14 protein-coding genes are annotated in these 16,659 nt (G+C 61.0%); 8 read left to right on the forward strand and 6 right to left on the reverse strand.

From position 1 onward, the window contains the following. On the forward strand, positions 1 to 990 hold the full coding sequence (locus tag ACMDB8_RS00340) for a sulfate/molybdate ABC transporter ATP-binding protein (protein ID WP_056726965.1): 990 nt from the start codon (positions 1 to 3) through the stop codon (positions 988 to 990). Between the two features lie 89 nt (positions 991 to 1,079). Here the strand turns inward: ACMDB8_RS00340 and ACMDB8_RS00345 are convergent, their stop codons facing one another. Then, the gene (locus tag ACMDB8_RS00345; protein WP_056726964.1) at positions 1,080 to 1,604 is read right to left on the reverse strand and encodes a DUF962 domain-containing protein; all 525 of its coding nucleotides are present in this window, start codon (positions 1,602 to 1,604) and stop codon (positions 1,080 to 1,082) included. 83 nt (positions 1,605 to 1,687) lie between these two features. On the opposite strand from ACMDB8_RS00345, the gene ACMDB8_RS00350 reads away from it, so the two are divergent. Beyond that, on the forward strand, positions 1,688 to 2,374 hold the full coding sequence (locus tag ACMDB8_RS00350) for a Crp/Fnr family transcriptional regulator (protein ID WP_056726963.1): 687 nt from the start codon (positions 1,688 to 1,690) through the stop codon (positions 2,372 to 2,374). A gap of 208 nt (positions 2,375 to 2,582) precedes the next feature. Here ACMDB8_RS00350 and ACMDB8_RS00355 read toward each other — a convergent pair whose 3' ends face one another. Beyond that, positions 2,583 to 3,587: an AraC family transcriptional regulator gene (locus ACMDB8_RS00355; RefSeq protein ID WP_223541553.1), complete on the reverse strand. Its 1,005-nt coding sequence runs from the start codon at positions 3,585 to 3,587 to the stop codon at positions 2,583 to 2,585. Positions 3,588 to 3,687: 100 nt separating this feature from the next. Here ACMDB8_RS00355 and ACMDB8_RS00360 point away from each other — a divergent pair, with 100 nt between their 5' ends. Then, positions 3,688 to 4,761, forward strand: coding sequence for a fatty acid desaturase (locus ACMDB8_RS00360; protein WP_409079078.1), 1,074 nt, complete (start codon positions 3,688 to 3,690; stop codon positions 4,759 to 4,761). 131 nt (positions 4,762 to 4,892) lie between these two features. Here the strand turns inward: ACMDB8_RS00360 and ACMDB8_RS00365 are convergent, their stop codons facing one another. Genes ACMDB8_RS00365 through ACMDB8_RS00375 form a run of 3 tightly spaced genes read right to left on the reverse strand, consistent with a single transcriptional unit; the run spans position 4,893 to position 8,929 of the window. Further along, on the reverse strand, positions 4,893 to 6,503 hold the full coding sequence (locus ACMDB8_RS00365; RefSeq protein WP_409079079.1) for an arylsulfatase: 1,611 nt from the start codon (positions 6,501 to 6,503) through the stop codon (positions 4,893 to 4,895). A 15-nt stretch (positions 6,504 to 6,518) separates the two neighbouring features. Continuing rightward, positions 6,519 to 7,334, reverse strand: a complete 816-nt coding sequence (locus ACMDB8_RS00370) for an ABC transporter ATP-binding protein (protein WP_056726959.1) — start codon at positions 7,332 to 7,334, stop codon at positions 6,519 to 6,521. Then, entirely contained in the window at positions 7,331 to 8,929 is a 1,599-nt protein-coding gene (locus ACMDB8_RS00375; RefSeq protein ID WP_056726958.1) for an ABC transporter permease, read from the reverse strand. The genes ACMDB8_RS00370 and ACMDB8_RS00375 overlap by 4 nt, the downstream gene beginning before the upstream one ends. A 279-nt stretch (positions 8,930 to 9,208) precedes the next feature. Here ACMDB8_RS00375 and ACMDB8_RS00380 point away from each other — a divergent pair, with 279 nt between their 5' ends. After that, entirely contained in the window at positions 9,209 to 10,222 is a 1,014-nt protein-coding gene (locus ACMDB8_RS00380; RefSeq protein ID WP_409079080.1) for an ABC transporter substrate-binding protein, read from the forward strand. Positions 10,223 to 10,300: 78 nt separating this feature from the next. On the opposite strand, the gene ACMDB8_RS00385 is transcribed toward ACMDB8_RS00380, so the two are convergent. Beyond that, a complete protein-coding gene (locus ACMDB8_RS00385) occupies positions 10,301 to 11,221 on the reverse strand; it encodes a LysR family transcriptional regulator (protein ID WP_223541548.1) in 921 nt (306 codons plus the stop codon). Between the two features lie 183 nt (positions 11,222 to 11,404). On the opposite strand from ACMDB8_RS00385, the gene ACMDB8_RS00390 reads away from it, so the two are divergent. The 4 genes from ACMDB8_RS00390 to ACMDB8_RS00405 all read left to right on the forward strand — a co-directional run bounded on the left by ACMDB8_RS00390 (position 11,405) and on the right by ACMDB8_RS00405 (position 16,658). Beyond that, entirely contained in the window at positions 11,405 to 12,325 is a 921-nt protein-coding gene (locus ACMDB8_RS00390; protein ID WP_056726955.1) for a TauD/TfdA dioxygenase family protein, read from the forward strand. Positions 12,326 to 12,459: 134 nt separating this feature from the next. Then, a complete protein-coding gene (locus ACMDB8_RS00395) occupies positions 12,460 to 14,820 on the forward strand; it encodes a TonB-dependent receptor (protein ID WP_409079081.1) in 2,361 nt (786 codons plus the stop codon). A gap of 258 nt (positions 14,821 to 15,078) precedes the next feature. Next, a complete protein-coding gene (locus ACMDB8_RS00400; protein ID WP_056726953.1) occupies positions 15,079 to 15,888 on the forward strand; it encodes an energy transducer TonB in 810 nt (269 codons plus the stop codon). 44 nt (positions 15,889 to 15,932) lie between these two features. Further along, the gene (locus ACMDB8_RS00405) at positions 15,933 to 16,658 is read left to right on the forward strand and encodes a MotA/TolQ/ExbB proton channel family protein (protein ID WP_056726952.1); all 726 of its coding nucleotides are present in this window, start codon (positions 15,933 to 15,935) and stop codon (positions 16,656 to 16,658) included. Position 16,659: the final 1 nt, after the last annotated feature.

Genomic DNA, 16,659 nt, shown 5'->3' on the forward strand with positions numbered 1-16,659 from the left:
ATGTCGATCGAAGTGCGTAACGTCAGCAAGAATTTCAACGCGTTCAAGGCGCTGGACAACATCAGCCTGGACATCCAGAGCGGTGAACTCGTCGCGTTGCTCGGCCCGTCGGGTTGCGGCAAGACCACACTGCTGCGGATCATCGCCGGCCTGGAAACCCCGGACCGGGGCAACATCGTGTTCCACGGTGAAGACGTTTCCGGCCATGACGTGCGGGATCGCAACGTCGGTTTCGTGTTCCAGCACTACGCCTTGTTCCGCCACATGACGGTGTTCGACAACGTCGCGTTCGGCCTGCGCATGAAGCCGAAAAACCAGCGCCCGAGCGAAAGCCAGATCGCAACCAAGGTTCACGAACTGCTGAACATGGTGCAACTGGACTGGTTGTCGGATCGCTATCCGGAGCAACTCTCCGGCGGTCAGCGCCAGCGCATTGCCCTGGCCCGAGCGCTGGCGGTGGAGCCGAAAGTGCTGCTGCTCGACGAGCCCTTCGGCGCTCTCGACGCCAAGGTTCGTAAAGAACTGCGCCGCTGGTTGGCGCGTTTGCACGAAGACATCAACCTGACTTCGGTGTTCGTGACCCATGACCAGGAAGAAGCGATGGAAGTCGCCGACCGTATCGTGGTGATGAACAAGGGTGTGATCGAGCAGATCGGTTCACCGGGTGACGTCTACGAAAACCCGGCCAGCGATTTCGTCTATCACTTCCTCGGTGACTCCAACCGTCTGCACCTGGGCGAAGACAAGCACGTGCTGTTCCGCCCGCACGAGGTGTCGCTGTCACGCCATGAGCTGGAGGATCACCACGCGGCTGAAGTGCGCGATATCCGTCCGCTGGGCGCGACGACACGGGTGACGTTGAAGGTCGAGGGGCAGAGCGATCTGATCGAAGCCGAAGTGGTCAAGGATCACGACAGCCTGGTTGGTTTGGCAAAAGGCGAGACGTTGTTCTTCAAGCCGAAGGTCTGGCAGAAGGTCGCCAACATCTAAGGTCAAAAGATCGCAGCCTGCGGCAGCTCCTACAGTGGTACAGCTTTCCTCTGTAGGAGCTGCCGCAGGCTGCGATCCGTTAAAGCGGCCTAAGCCGCCGCATTTTTGCGATTGACCCGAACACCCCCCGCCCGCGCCTCAATCTGCTCTTTGAGCTCATGCCGCATCCCCAGCATGAAGGCCAGTTCAGCCACCACGAACAGCGGCCCGACAATCAACCCGGTCACGTCATCGACAAATGCCGGTTTGCGCCCTTCGTAGTGATGGCCGACAAACTGGATCGCCCAGCCGATCACGAACATCGCCACGCCGCTGCCCAGCCAGACCAGCGTGCTTTGCTGCGCCAGCGCATGGCCTGCCCACACCGACAGCCCGAGCAATACCGTCATCAACACGCCCAGGCGCAACTCCAGGCGCAGGTAAAACCATGCCGATGCCAGCGAAACGAGCACCGCCGGAGACAGCCACGCGCCGCCCATGGACCATTCCGGCCGAGACAGCAACACCGCGACGGCCACCACGATCAGCGGAATGCCGATAAAGTGCGAGGCGATGTTGCGCGGGTCACGGTGGTAGGCGGCGTATTGACTGAGGTGGTCGACGAGGCTTTTCATTGTTGTTCTCCTGTGGGGTGATTGATCATGCCCCGGGGTTACTTCCCGCTCTGTCAGCCAGGCGACAATCTCTAGGAGTTTTCATGGATATGCAGGTCTGGCGTCCACGCCTGATGAGCGGTCAGTGGTTCAGCCATTTGCCTGTTTCCCTACAGGATAGCCTGCTGTCGGCGGCCAGGCTGCGGCGCCTGTCGCCGGGCCAGCGGCTGTTCAAGCGTGGCGATCCGCCCTGTGGTCTGTACGCAGTGCTTGAGGGCGCGGTGCGCGTCGGTGCCGTGAGCGAGCAGGGCAAGGAAGCATTGCTGAGCCTGGTGGAGCCGCCGCACTGGTTCGGTGAAATCTGCCTGTTCGACGGTCAGCCGCGCACCCACGATGCCTGCGGCGTGGGCCAGTGCACGCTGCTGCACATCCCCCAGAACACCTTGCTGGCGCTGCTCGACGAGCATCCGCGGCACTGGCGGCAACTGGCATTGCTGATGAGTCAGAAATTACGCATGACCTTCATCAACCTCGAACAACTGAGCCTGTTGCCGGCCCCGGCCCGGCTGGCGCACCGCTTGCTGATGATCGCCGAAGGCTATGGCGAGACCGCTCCACCGCGCCGCGTCCTGCAACTGCCACAGGAGCAGCTTGCCGCCATGTTGTCGCTGTCGCGCCAGACCACCAACCAGATCCTCAAGGAGTTGCAGGGGCAGGGGATCATCGGGCTGAGTTACGGCGAAATTGAAATCCTTGATGCTGCCCGATTGCGGGAACTGGCCACAATCTGAAACTCGACGCATATCCCTTGTGGGAGCGAGCTTGCTCGCGATGACAGTGTGTCAGTCTCCAGGTATGTCGACTGACAGTCCGCTATCGCGAGCAAGCTCGCTCCCACAGGGGATCTGGGTGAATCAGAGATTTGTGGTCACCGAAAAAACTGTGGGAGCGAGCTTGCTCGCGATGGGGGCAGATCAGCCAACTCACTGTCCGGATCAATCACTGCAACCCATCCCGAAACTGCCCAGGCGTCATCCCCGTCCAGCGCTTGAACGCACGGCTGAAGCTGCTGGTGTCGGCAAACCCGAGCAGATAACTGATTTCGCTCAACGAACATTGCGGGTCACGCAAGTGCAGCAGCGCCAGATTTTCGCGGCTTTCATTGAGCAGCGTGTCGAACCGGCAGCCTTCATCGGCCAGGTGCCGTTGCAGGCTGCGCAGGCTCAGGTGCAGGGCCTTGGCGATGTGCTCGGCGCTGGGTTCGCCTTCGGGCAGTTGTTCTTCGATGGCGTCGCGGACCTTGCGCTCCCACGTCAGCGGCTTGAGTTGCGCCAGGGTGCGCTTGAGCACGGTTTCGTTGTGTTCGGCCAACTCCGGGTTGGCGTCGTCCAGGTGGCTGTCGAAGTCGATGAGGGCGAACTCCAGTCGGTCTTCGTCGGCACCGAAGTGCACGGGCGAGCGAAAGACTTTATGCCATTGATGCGCGTCTGCCGGCTCCGGACGGCGCAGGTAGGTCGCCAACGGCGCGTAATCACGACCCAGGCGATTGCGGCAGGTGCGCACGTAAATCGCCATGAACGCATCGATGGCTTCAAAGGCCGGGGCCGGGTTGCCCAGCGGAATTTTCAGACTGAAACAGTAGCGATCCTCGGCGCGGGTCAGTTCCAGTTCCAGGGCGTCGCTGACCACCTGGTAATAGCGCACGATGCGCTCGAACACTTCCCGCAGGCTGCCGCTGGCCACCAGCGCATAACCCAGCGCATGGAAAGTGGTCGGGCTGACGAAACGCGACACCCGCAAACCGATCGCCGGGTCGCCGCTGGCCTGCACCGCCAGATTCCACAGGTACGTAGTGCCCGACAGTGGGTAGCGCGCGTTCGGGTCGTCCATCAATTGTGGGTCGAGCCCCGCTTGCTGGCACAGGGCGGTGCTGTCGATGCCCAGGGCATCGAGTTGCTTGCGCAGGGCACGGGTCCAGCTGGCGAGGGAGGTCGGTTCAGTCATGCTGATTGGCGCTTCCAGTCAACAGGTTGGCGTTCTCGGCTACCGCGTTGCGAGGCTTCGCAAGGCAGGATGCAACCATCAATAACCAGAGGATGGAAGCATGGACGGTACTTCTGCAAGTCCCCAGCGACTGAATGCAGCCCAACGATCAGCACATATTCGCCAAGTGGTGCTGGCCAGAGGCGTCGCATTGCGCGAGCAATACCCGATTCTCAAGCACCAGGACGCCCTCGGCGCGGGCATTCTGGCCTTCGCCGTGGCCGGCATGGTTGGTTCGACGACGCTCTACATGACCGGGCACATGGCGTGGTGGGCGTGCCTGTTGCTCAACGCTTTTTTCGCCTCGTTGACCCATGAGCTGGAACACGACCTGATCCACAGCATGTATTTTCGCAAGCAGAAGGTGCCGCACAACCTGATGATGGGGTTGGTGTGGCTGGCGCGGCCGAGCACTATCAATCCGTGGATTCGCCGCCATCTGCACCTCAATCACCACAAGGTATCGGGCTCTGAAACCGACATGGAAGAACGCGCCATCACCAACGGCGAGCCATGGGGCATCGCGCGATTATTGATGATTGGCGACAACATGATGTCGTCGTTCATCCGTATGCTGCGGGCCAGGACCTGGGCGCAAAAGATCAGCATCGTCCAGCGCACCCTGAAGGTCTACGCACCGCTGGCGCTGATGCATTGGGGCGCGTGGTACGTGTTTCTCGGTTTCCACGCAGCGAACGGCGTTGCGCATCTGGTGGGCGCACCGATCGAGTGGTCGGCGACCACGTTGTCGGTGATGCAGGTGATCGACATCGCGGCGGTGGTGATCATCGGCCCCAATGTATTGCGCACGTTCTGCCTGCACTTCATCAGCTCGAACATGCACTACTACGGTGACGTGGAACCGGGCAACGTGATGCAGCAGTGCCAGGTGCTGAACGCGTGGTGGCTGTGGCCGTTGCAGGCGTTCTGCTTCAACTTCGGCAGCAGTCACGGGATCCATCACTTTGTGGTGAAGGAACCGTTCTACATCCGTCAGTTGACTGTGCCGGTGGGACACAAGGTGATGCGCGAGATGGGTGTGCGGTTCAATGATTTCGGCACGTTTGCGCGGGCTAACCGGTTTGAGGGCAGGGAAGAAGTGGCTGTGCAAAAGGTGCGTACAGTCGGGGCTTGATTGGGTGTGTTTGATGGCCCCATCGCGAGCAAGCTCGCTCCCACAGGGTTTGTCGGTGTGAATGCGATCTTTGCATCACATCGGCCACTGTGGGAGCGAGCTTGCTCGCGATAGCGGTATATCAGGCAATATCAATCCGGCTGAAACGGCGACTCACTCAGGATCACCCCAGTCTCATCCACATACCGCTGCCAATGCTCGATCAAGGCACTGAGCTTTTCCGGCTGACTCGACGCCAAGTCGTGAATCTCCCCCGGATCATTGCCCAGGTCATACAACTGCCAGGTTGCCGGCCCCACCGGTCCCGGGATGTACACTGCCTTCCATTGCCCTTGCCGAATCGCCCGTCGTCCGAACAATTCCCACCCGGTAACGGTGTGCTCGTCATGCACTTGCGCCGTCTCGCCCGACAGGAACCCAAGCCACGACTTGCCGCGAACTTGCGCCACGGGTTTGCCGTGCCATTGCTTGCCCGGATGGCGCACGCCGGCGAGGTCGAGAATGGTCGGCGTGATGTCCATCACCGTGCCAAACCCGTGGCTGATCTGTCCCTTGAGCGGCAGCTGCGGATAGTGCACCAGCGCCGGAACACGGATCCCGCCTTCGGTGGTGAAGGCTTTGAACAGCCGCGACGGCGCGGTCGCCACTTGCGCCCAGTTCGGCCCGTACCAGACGTAGGAGTTGGCGCGGCCGATGTTGTCCAGGCTGTTGTCGTAATGCTGGTTGAGATAGGTCAGCAACTGCGGGCCGAATTTCGGAAAGGCCTCCAGCAACGCCCCTTCGGCGCCGTTATCGGACATGAACAGGATGAAGGTGTTGTCCAGTTGCCCCTGCTGGCGCAAGTAATCGACGACGCGCCCAATGTTCCAGTCCATGCGTTCGACCATTGCCGCGTAGACCTCCATGGCCCGCGCCGAAATCTGCCGTTGCTCGTCGCTCAGGGCATCCCATTGTGCAGTCAACTGGATCAACGGATGGGGCTCGACATCGGCTTCGATCAACCCCAGTTTCTTGAGTTTTTCCAAGCGCTCAAGTCGCAGTACTTCAGGGCCGGCGTCATAGCGCCCGCGGTACTTTTCCACCACCTCGGCCGGCGCCTGCAGCGGCCAGTGAGGTGCGGAAAACGGCAGGTAGGCGAAGAACGGTCGAGTCTGATCACGCTCCTTGAGGTATTGCAGCAGCTTGTCGCCAAAGGCATCGGAGGAATAGAAATCCTTGGGCAGCTCATCGATGAATTGGTCGTCTTCGATGTACAGCGCCGGGGTGGATTTGAGCAGCCGTGGCGTCGTTTCATCGTAGGTCGGCTCGAAGCCGTAATGGTTGGCCGCGCCGGGCAGTAGCGAAAACGAACGCTCGAAACCCCGGGCGTGGGGCGCCAGTTCGGCGGTCAGGCCCAGGTGCCATTTGCCGCTCATCAAGGTCTGGTAACCGGCCTCGCGCAGCAGCTCGGGCAGGGCGACCACGCGATCATTCAGGTGTCCTTCGTAACCCGGTTTGCCGATCAGGTCCGGGGTCAATGCTTCGGCCATGGTGCCGATGCCGGCGATGTGGTGATCGGTGCCGGTGAGCAGCATTGAACGGGTCGGCGAGCAGGTTGGCGCGGTGTGGAAATCGGTCAGGCGCAGGCCATTGTTGGCCAATGCATCGAGGTTCGGTGTGTTGATTTCGCCACCGAAGGCGCCGATGTCGGAAAAGCCCAGGTCGTCGGCCAGGATCACTAGAAAGTTGGGACGTTGCGGCATCAGGAATTTCCTTTTTCAGTAGGCAATGAAGGACAGCGGCAGATCGCGGACCTGCACCGGCACCGGGGGCTGGTAGTGATCGTCGCTGGTGAGTTCGTGAAGCAGCTCTTCGCGCAGATGGTGGAAGTCGAAACTGCTGCGCTGGCGCGGATGGGGCAGGGCAATGTCGACCACTTGCTTGATCCGCCCCGGACGCGGCTCCATCACCACTACGCGGTCGGCGAGGAAGATCGCTTCCTCGACATCGTGGGTGACCAGCACTGTGGTGATTTTTGCCCGGGCGCGGATCGCCAGCAGTTCGTCCTGCATCTGCTGGCGAGTCAGCGCATCGAGGGCGCCGAAAGGTTCGTCCAGCAGCAGAATCCGTGGGCTGGCCACCAGGCCGCGAGCGATGGCCACGCGCTGCGCCATGCCGCCGGAGAGTTGGTGCGGATAGGCGCGGGCGAAGTCGCCCAGGCCCACCAGTTCGATGAAGTCATGGATGCGCTTGTGCTTTTGCGCAGCGCTCAAGGGCTCGTTGACCAGGCCCAGGCCGATGTTGTCAGCCACGCTCAGCCACGGGAACAAGCGGTGTTCCTGAAAGACGATGCCACGCTCGCCGCCGATGCCGGTGACGGCTTTTCCGTCGACGCTGATCTGCCCGCGAAACTGCGTATCGAGGCCCACCAGCAAACGCAGCAAAGTGGATTTGCCGCAACCGCTGGAGCCGACGATGGCGACGAACTCGCCCTCGGCGATGTCCAGGTTGAATTCGCGAATGGCCTCAAGTGTGAAGCCGTCGACGTCGAAGGTTTTACCCACGTGATTGAAGCTGACAATCGGTGCGTTCATGCGTGTCTCCAGCGAGTGGCGCGGATTTCCAGGCGTTGGCCAATGAGGTTGAGCAGGGCACCGGTCAGACCCACCAGCAGCATGCCGGCCATGATCAGGTCCATGCGCAGCAGTTGCTGGGCGCCGATCATCTGGCTGCCGATGCCGCCGTTGGACGGCATGAAGTACTCGGCGCCGATGGTGCCGAGCCAGGCGTAGATCAGGCTCAGCCTTAGCCCTGCAAAAATCCCCGGGGCTGCACCCGGTAGCACCAGTCGACCGAGGCGCTGGCGCAGGTTCAGGCGCAACACCTGCGCGGCTTCGTTGAGTTGTGGTGAGAGGTTGGCGACGCTGCGTTGGGTGGCGATGAACAGTGGGAAAAAGGCGGCGAGAGCAACGAACACCCACTTGGCCAATTCCCCCAGACCGAACCACGCGGTGAGCAGCGGCACCCAGGCGAAAATGGCGATCTGGCGGATGGCGGCGAGGGTGGGGCCGAGCACCCGGTCACTGGTGCGCGACAACCCCAGCAACAGCCCCAAGGCAAAACCGAGCCCGCCACCGAGCAGCAATCCGCCAAGTGTTCGGCCCAGGCTCAGGGCCATGCCGCCAAGCAGTGTGCCGTCGAGCAAACCGTCCTTTGTGGTCTGCAGGACGGCCAGCGGGGTGACCAGAATGTTCGCGTCAATCCATTGCTGATCCGAGGTCAGTTGCCACAATGCCAGAAGCGCCAGTGGCAGCAGCCACGGCTGCAATCGCTGCCAGCCTTGATAACGCGGCCCGCGACGGATTTCGGCGGTGGCCGGGTGCGGCCAGTGCACCAGTTTCCTGTCCAGCAGACCGATGCCGCGATCCATCACCACGCCGATCAGGCCGATCACCACGATGCACACGAACACGATGTCGAGCATGAACAGCTGCCGCGCCCAGACCATCAGGTAGCCGATGCCTTCACTGGAAGCGAGCAGTTCGACAGCGAGCAGTGAAGTCCAGCCGGCGGCCAGCGCGAGGCGCACACCGGCCATGAAGGCCGGCAGCGCGGCAGGCAGCACCAGGCGGCGGATCAACAGGTGCCTGGGCAGGCGCAACACGGCGGCGGCTTCGCGCAGCTTGGGTTGTGCATCGCGTACACCGACCAGCGTATGCAGGGTTACCGGCACCACAATGGCCTTGATCAGCACCACCAGCTTCAGCACTTCCCCTATGCCGAAAAACACCATGAACAACGGAATCCAGGCCAAGGTCGGGACTTGGGCCAACCCGGCGAAGGTTGGAAATACCAGGCGCTCCAGTCGACGACTGAAACCCAGTGCCGCACCCAAAACAGCACCGGCGCTGATCCCGGCCAGCAGTCCCCAGAACAAGCGTTGCAGGCTGATCCACAAATGGCTCCACAACTCGCCTTGGGACAGTTCCACCGCGCTGTTCCAGACCAGGCTCGGCGCCGGCAGGATCTGCTCGCTCATCCAGTGATTGCGGCTGGCGAGCCACCAGAGCGTGAACAGGGTGATCGGCAGCAACCAAGGCAACAGGCGACGATTCAGGCTGGGCCAGAGGCGCTGGTTTTCCAGTGGTGGCGCGGCCAGCGGCAGGCTGAGAAGAGAAACACGGGCCATGGATGACCTCCGTTGTCGGCGTATGCAAAAACGATCTATAAAAAACAAAATCAATGCTATTGAGAAATAAGCAAAGCCATTTAAGGCCTCCAGTTCAGCTGCATCCAATGCATTCGAAGAATATTTTCGATGCCGTTACTGCATACCTGTCCAAGAGCCCCGGATGCGTTGATTTAGATCTAAATGGTCTAAAAATGTGAATTTATAGTATTTAAGTGTTGGTTCCACTTCGGCCTACTTTCGGCTCCTCAACGCCCGTTGCCCCAAGGAGCCGCACCCATGAACCTTCCCTTCAAACGTGTCATCAGTCTGTTCGCCGCACCGGCCCTGGCGGGGCTGCTGGCTTTTACGGCCAACGCCGATGAGCTCAAGGAAATCCGCATCGCCGTGCCGGACCTGAGTGCCGGGACCCAGCACAGTGGTGGCGGGGTCGTGGATGTGCTGCGTGATCAACAGATCTTCGAAAAGGCTTTCGCCGATCAAGGCATCAAGATTCAGTGGAGCTTCTTCAAGGGCGCAGGCCCGGTGATCAACGAAGCGTTCGCCAACGGTCAGGTGGACCTGGCCTACCTCGGCGATCTGGCGGCCATCATCGGCAAGTCCAATGGCCTGGATACGCGACTGCTCAGTGCCTCGGCGCGCGGGGTGAAGCATTACCTGGGCGTGGTGCCGGGGTCGGGGATCAAGACCCTGCACGACCTCAAGGGCAAACGGGTGGCCATCTTCCGTGGCACCGCCAGCCAGTTGTCCTTCGATGCGGCGCTGGCCAGCCAGGGGTTGAGCGAGAAGGACGTGAAAGTCATCAACCTCGACTTCAACGCGGCAGTCGCGGCGCTGGCGGCGAAGCAGATCGATGCCTCGTGGGGCGGTTCCGGGCTGACGGCGCTGCAAGCCAAGGGGCTGGCCGAGTTGCCGCTCAATACCAAGGATCTGGGCGGTGCCGGCAGTGTGCAGGCGGTATTGATAGGGACCGGAAAGTTTGTCGAGGCGCATCCGGAGGCGGTGGCGAAACTGCTCAAGGCCCAACAGCAGGCCGTAGAGTGGCTGACCCAGGACAGCAACAAGGACGCCTACATTCAACTGGTGTCCGGGCTGGCGAGTTATCCACCGATAATTCTTTCTCAGGATTTGAAGGATCAGAAACTGAGCGAGGTGTTCCCGTCGACGCTCGATCCGGTGTTCCTTGGCAAATTGCAGGATGCCGTGGATCTGGCTTCGCAGCAGAAGCTGATTCGCAAGCCATTCAAGGTGAGTGATTGGGTGGCGCCGGAGTTGGCTGCGGCCAGGCTTTAAATCTCAAAAGATCGCAGCCTTCGGCAGCTCCTACATTGATCAGTGTAGGAGCTGCCGAAGGCTGCGATCTCTTGATCTTCAAACAGCAACGGCCGTCTGCTGCCTGTCCACCGCCACCAACGTCTCGATCATCGCCCGCGCCGCCGGCGACAAGCGGAATCCGGTGCGACTGACGATCCCGCACCGTGCATTCATGCTCTCGATGTTCTGCGGCAGGTTGCGCCAGTGCAGCAGCACCAGTGAACCCTGGGCGATGTCTTCAACAAACGCTTCTTCAGTCCCCACGCCAATCGCATTCGATTGCAGCACCACTTTCACCAGCGCCGGGAAATGTTCGGTCTCGATGCTCGGTGAAAAATCCACCCGCCCACTGAGGTTCGCCAGCAGTTTTCGAATGCCTGGCGGGATCATCGTGGTCGCCAGCGGGTAATCGAACATGTCATTGGTCGACAGGCTTTCCTTGGCCAGCAGTGGATGCCCCGGTCGGCAGAAAAACACACCGCGCTTGGGCGTCAGGGCATGGGTCTGGAAATTCGGGTCGGACTCGAAATGGCGGATGTCGGCGATGAAGAATTCGATCTCCTCACGGCTCAGCGCACGGCTGAGTTTTTCCCAGTTATCCACCTCAAAGCAGGTGCGCACTTTCGGATGCGCGTTGATGAATTGCGCCACCGCATCCGGCACCAGTTTCACCGCCGGTGCCGGGCCACAACCGAAGCGCAGTTCACCGGCATCGAGCTTGGTCATCTGCGTCACTTCAGCGTTCAAGAGGGCCGCTCCCTGCACCAGGCTGCGGGCATGTTGCAGCACCACCAGGCCTTCGGGGGTGGGGCGCAAATCCTTGTTGCCACGGTCCACCAGAACACAGCCGAACTCATGTTCGAGCCCCTGGATGCTGCGGCTGAAGGCAGGCTGGGTAATGCCCATGGCCTCGGCCGCGCGCACGAAACTGCGGTGTTCGTCGAGGGCGATGAAGTAACGCAACTGGCGAAGATCCATATGCTTTTCCGGCATCCTAAAAATAGTTCGAAGGCATTTGCGACGAGGGTTGACTGAGGTTTTAAATGCAACCTCTTATTCCGTCAACGAAGCATGTAGATATCTATTAGATCTAAACAGAATATAGATAGAGCAGTGTTTCGCGGCCGGTTCAACCGCAAGCAGTCCGATGAGGGTTTACCCATGAGCAATGCCGCTTTCGCAGTACAACCTGCTGTTCACGCGCTTGAAATCCATCCGGTGGCCGGTCGCATCGGTGCCGAAATCCGTGGTGTACAGCTTTCGGGCGAGCTGGATGCCGCCACTGTTGAAGCCATTCAACAGGCACTGCTGCAATACAAAGTGATCTTCTTCCGCGAGCAGACCCAGCTCGACGATCAACGCCAGGAGGCGTTCGCCCACCTGCTCGGCGAGCCGGTGGCGCACCCCACCGTACCGGTGCGCGAAGGCACGCGTTTTCTGCTGGAACTGGACGGTGCCGAAGGCCAGCGAGCCAGCTCGTGGCACACCGACGTGACCTTTGTCGAGGCCTACCCCAAAGCTTCGATCCTGCGCTCGGTGGTGGCCCCGGCTTTCGGCGGCGACACCCTGTGGGCCAACACCGCCACTGCCTATGACGGGTTGTCGGTGGAACTGCGTGAACTGGCCGACAAGCTGGTCGCCGTGCACAGCAATGAATACGACTACGCCGGCAGCCGGCCCGATGTCTCGGCCGAGAAGCTGGAGCGCTATCGCAAGATCTTCACCTCGACCGTCTACGAGACCGAACACCCGGTGGTCCGCGTACACCCGATCAGCGGTGAGAAGAGCCTGTTGCTGGGGCATTTCGTCAAGCGCATCAAGGGCTATTCCCAGGCCGATTCGGCGCACCTGTTCGGCTTGCTGCAAAGCCATGTGATCCGCCAGGAAAACATCGTGCGCTGGCGCTGGAAGGCCGGTGATGTGGCGATCTGGGACAACCGCTCCACCCAGCATTACGCAGTGGATGACTACGGGACCCAGGACCGCATCGTGCGCCGGGTGACGCTCAAGGGCGAGGTGGCGGTGGGTGTGAACGGGCAGGTCAGCCAGACGGTGAAAGGGCCGGATATCGACGGCGTCTGAGCTGACGCTATCGCCAGCGGGCTCGCTCCCACACTGACCGTGTGAACACTGGAGATCCCCTGTGGGAGCGAGCTTGCTCGCGATGGCGGCCTGGCAAGCAACAAAGAATTTACTTTGATCGGGAACCCTGCCTTATGAGTCCGTTGCACGTCGCTTCAACCTCTTCACCCCAACGGCTCAAACGCCTGCCCCTCGCGCTATTGCTGGCCGGCAGCGCCAGTTGGATCCAGGGCTATGCGGCCGAAAGCGCTACCCCGGAAACCACCCCCGTTAAAACCGCCACGGCCGACAGCGCGCAACTGGAAACCGTGACGGTCACCACTCGCCGCCGCGAAGAAAGCTCGCAGGATGTACCAACGCCAATGAGCGTGGTCAGCGGCCAGACCCTGGAAACCCAACGGGTCTATCGCATCCAGGATCTGCAGCAGCTGGTGCCTAGCGTCAACGTCGCCTACATGCATGCGCGCCAGTCCAGCGTGTCGATCCGAGGCCTGGGCAATAACCCGGCCAGCGATGGCCTGGAAGGCAGTGTCGGCCTGTACATCGACAACGTTTACCTGGGCCGTCCCGGTATGGCCGTATTCGACCTGATGGACATCGAGCAGCTCGAAGTGCTTCGCGGTCCGCAGGGCACCTTGTTCGGCAAGAACACCACCGCCGGGGTGATCAACATCAGCACCCGCGCGCCGACCTTCACCCCTGAACGCAGCATCGAATCTTCGGTGGGCGAGGACGGATACTTCCAGACCAAAGGTACGATTTCCGGCCCGTTGAATGACGAACTGGCCGGACGTTTTTCCGCGTATCGCACCCGCAGCGATGGCGACATCAAGAACGAATTCGACGGCCACGATTTAAATGGTGGCTCCCGCGAAGGCTTCCGTGGGCAGTTGCTGTTCAAGCCCAACGAGTCATTCAACCTGCGCTGGATCGGCGACTACAACGAGGAAGATTCCAGCGCCGGCACACGTGTGCTGTACAGCACCGGCCCGACCATCAATGGCACCAACCTGTATCAGACCCGGGCCAACGCGGCGGGCGCGACACTGGTTGACGGCACGCACCGCAAGGTCAACCTGAACAACGAACAACACGTCACTGTGCATCAGGGCGGTACCTCGGTCGAGGCCAACTGGACATTGCCAAGCGACTTCACCCTGACCTCTATCAGCTCCTATCGCTGGTGGAATTTCACCCCGCGCAACGATGACGGCCTGAACGTAACCGCCTTCTACAACGCTGGTGTTTCGGTGGAGGATAAGCAGTACTCACAGGAGTTCCGCCTGGCGTCGCCTACCGGTGGATTCTTCGATTACGTGCTCGGCGCCTACTACTTCGGTTCCGACCTGGACAACAAATCCTTCACCTATTACGGCCCGCAAGCGGACATCTGGAGCGGTACGCCAAACGGTGCGTTGAACAACATCGACAGCGTCGGCAACGGGCATATCGAAACCAACAGCTTTGCGCTGTTCGCCCAGGGCACCTGGCACCTGACCGAACGCCTGGACTTCACCGCCGGGCTGCGTGGCACCTATGAAGAGAAAAACGCCAATGTCACGCGCGATGCACCGGTCGGTGGCGTTGCGGTAACCGGTGCGGCGGCCGCGGCGAGGCGTGGTCGTGCCGGCGCATACGATTCCGGCGATCTGAATCAGTACAGCTCCAGCCCCTCGGGTTTGTTGAACCTCAGTTACCGCCTCACCGACGACCTGCTCACTTACGCCACCTTGTCCCATGGCGAAAAATCCGGCGGGGTCAACCTGGCGGTGGGCACGGCACCGGTTGCCGGCGCCGACTCGCTGCTGATCGGCACCGAGCGCGCCAACAATGCCGAGCTCGGTTTCAAGAGCACCCTGTGGGACCGTCGCCTGCAACTCAACGCCAACCTGTTCTGGACCCAGGTCAATGGCTACCAGACCAACGCCTACGACGACGTCAATCGCGTGCAATACCTGACCAACGCCGGTTCCGTGCGCTCCCGTGGCGTGGAGTTCGAAAGCACCCTGATCCCGCTGCGTGGCCTGACGCTGAACATCAACGGCTCGTACAACGACGTCAGCTACCTCTCCTACAAGGATGCACCGTGCCCGCCGGAAGTCAGCCTGGCGCCGGGCGCTCCAGCGTCCTGCGACCTCAGCGGCCATCAAGTGGTGGGTGCTTCGAAATGGATCGGCAACGCCAACGGCGAATACAAATGGAACCTGAGCAACGGCTTCGAAGAGTACGTCACCGCCAGCTATGCGTTCCGCTCCAAAGCGGTGGGCACGGTGGAAGATTCGGACTTCGGACAGATCCCGAGTTATGCGGTGGTCAACCTGTCCACCGGCCTTCGCGGCGACTTCAACCAGGGGCAGTGGGACGTTTCGCTGTGGCTGAAAAACGCCTTCGACAAAACCTATTACACGACGCTGTGGACGGCCGCCAATGGCGGTTATGAAGGCCTGCTCGGCACCCCGCGGACGCTGGGCGTGACCGGTCGATATGACTTCTGACGGCGAAAAACCATGCCTTGGATGAATACTTTCAATGCGGGCAAGGCATCGGTTTTTCCCCGCTACGCCGGAGCCCTTGAACGGCGGGCTCTGGCGGTGGATTGATGGTTTATATATTCGCTTAAGGTCTAAACATAAGTTTAAACATTACTTTAAGAACTAAGCGTTCAAGCCAATGATTGCTCTACCGGGACGTCGTCGGGGGATGTTCAGTACGACGTTCCGGTAGTCCGCAAAGAGACCGCAGGGAGTTAAACAATGGGCAATGTCCAGACCGCCGCCAGCGCCCATGAAGTGCTGTGGCGCCAGGCACCCGGTGGTGAGTTGGTCGACCTCGGCCGACCGCACCGGGTGCCCTTGGGCCAGTTGCGTTTGCAGCGTGCGCCCAAAGACGTCCTTCGCCGACGAGAAGCGATCGTGCTGGGCGTGCTGGCGTTGCTGGTGCATGGCGCGGTGATCTATTGGGTCAATCAGCAACCGACCACCGTGCTGCCCATCGTGCCACCGGAGATTCCGCCGATGACCATCGAGTTCTCGCGTCCGGCGCCACCGGTGGTCGAGCCGCCGCCACCGCAACCTGTCCAGCCTGTGGTGGAGCCGCCTCCTCCCGTGGAAGACGAACTGGCGGTGAAACCTCCTCCACCGAAGCCGGTTCCCAAGCCCAAACCGGTGGCCAAACCGTTAGTGAAACCGGCGCCAAAAGCCGTTGAACAACCACCTGTGCCGCCACAACCGGTAGCGCCTGTCGCGGCCCCGGCGCCACCTGCACCTCCAGCGCCCGCACCTGTGACACCGGCCTCGGCCACCGCCGGTTACTTGAAAAACCCGGCGCCGGAATACCCGTCGCTGGCCCAGCGTAAAGGCTGGGAAGGCACGGTGTTGTTGCGCGTGCATGTGCTGGCCAGCGGCAAGCCCGGCGAGATCCAGCTGCAGAAAAGCAGCGGTCGCGATGCACTCGACGAAGCGGCGCTGAACGCGGTGAAACGCTGGAGTTTCGTGCCGGCCAAGCAAGGTGATGTCGCCCGGGACGGCTGGGTCAGCGTGCCTATCGATTTCAAGATTCATTAAACCGAAACCAAATTCGCGCGAAACGTTTACACGAGGAATACACCATGACGTTACTGGCATCTCCACTTGAATCCATCGAAAGCGCGGTGATCTGGCTGCTGGTGGTTTTTTCCGTCGCGACATGGGGTCTGGCATTGCTCAAGGGCGTGCAGTTCGCTCGACTCAAGTCACAGGATCGAAAGTTTCATCAACAGTTCTGGGCGGCTTCGAGCCTCGACTCGGCGGCAGAGCTGAGCGAAACCAGGCCAGGGGCGGCAGCCCGGGTTGCACAGGCCGGTTATGCGGCCATCCAGGTGGGCGAGACGCCGCAGGCGGCGGACTTGAGTCAGGCGATCAATCATCAGGATCGTCTGGAGCGTGCCTTGCGTCAGCAGATCGTGCGTGAGCGTCGGTCGCTGGAAACCGGGTTGGCGGTGGTCGCGAGCATTGGCAGCACCTCGCCGTTCATTGGTTTGTTCGGCACGGTGTGGGGAATCATGGAAGCGTTGAAAGGCATCAGCGCGGCGGGCTCGGCAAGTCTTGAAACGGTCGCCGGGCCGATTGGCGCGGCACTGGTCGCCACCGGCGTCGGGATCGCCGTCGCGGTGCCGGCGGTGTTGGTTTACAACTATTTTTTGCGTCGTTTGAAACTGACGGCGGCGGACCTGGATGACTTCGCCCACGACTTCTACAGCCTGGCGCAGAAGAGTTCGTTCCGTGTGCTGATCCACCCGACGGCGCACAAGGCGGTAGCCCAGGGCAATGCGCAGAAAGTGAAGGAGGCGTCCTGAC

Source organism: Pseudomonas monachiensis (assembly GCF_047345015.1).
GTDB lineage: Bacteria > Pseudomonadota > Gammaproteobacteria > Pseudomonadales > Pseudomonadaceae > Aquipseudomonas > Aquipseudomonas monachiensis.

Coding starts and splice junctions, on each gene's coding strand:
- ACMDB8_RS00375 (WP_056726958.1), bottom strand. CDS start 8,929: ATGGCCCGTGTTTCTCTTCTCAGCCTGCCGCTGGCCGCGCCACCACTG.
- ACMDB8_RS00360 (WP_409079078.1), top strand. CDS start 3,688: ATGGACGGTACTTCTGCAAGTCCCCAGCGACTGAATGCAGCCCAACGA.
- ACMDB8_RS00400 (WP_056726953.1), top strand. CDS start 15,079: ATGGGCAATGTCCAGACCGCCGCCAGCGCCCATGAAGTGCTGTGGCGC.
- ACMDB8_RS00390 (WP_056726955.1), top strand. CDS start 11,405: ATGAGCAATGCCGCTTTCGCAGTACAACCTGCTGTTCACGCGCTTGAA.
- ACMDB8_RS00345 (WP_056726964.1), bottom strand. CDS start 1,604: ATGAAAAGCCTCGTCGACCACCTCAGTCAATACGCCGCCTACCACCGT.
- ACMDB8_RS00380 (WP_409079080.1), top strand. CDS start 9,209: ATGAACCTTCCCTTCAAACGTGTCATCAGTCTGTTCGCCGCACCGGCC.
- ACMDB8_RS00395 (WP_409079081.1), top strand. CDS start 12,460: ATGAGTCCGTTGCACGTCGCTTCAACCTCTTCACCCCAACGGCTCAAA.
- ACMDB8_RS00370 (WP_056726959.1), bottom strand. CDS start 7,334: ATGAACGCACCGATTGTCAGCTTCAATCACGTGGGTAAAACCTTCGAC.
- ACMDB8_RS00365 (WP_409079079.1), bottom strand. CDS start 6,503: ATGCCGCAACGTCCCAACTTTCTAGTGATCCTGGCCGACGACCTGGGC.
- ACMDB8_RS00405 (WP_056726952.1), top strand. CDS start 15,933: ATGACGTTACTGGCATCTCCACTTGAATCCATCGAAAGCGCGGTGATC.
- ACMDB8_RS00340 (WP_056726965.1), top strand. CDS start 1: ATGTCGATCGAAGTGCGTAACGTCAGCAAGAATTTCAACGCGTTCAAG.
- ACMDB8_RS00355 (WP_223541553.1), bottom strand. CDS start 3,587: ATGACTGAACCGACCTCCCTCGCCAGCTGGACCCGTGCCCTGCGCAAG.
- ACMDB8_RS00385 (WP_223541548.1), bottom strand. CDS start 11,221: ATGGATCTTCGCCAGTTGCGTTACTTCATCGCCCTCGACGAACACCGC.
- ACMDB8_RS00350 (WP_056726963.1), top strand. CDS start 1,688: ATGGATATGCAGGTCTGGCGTCCACGCCTGATGAGCGGTCAGTGGTTC.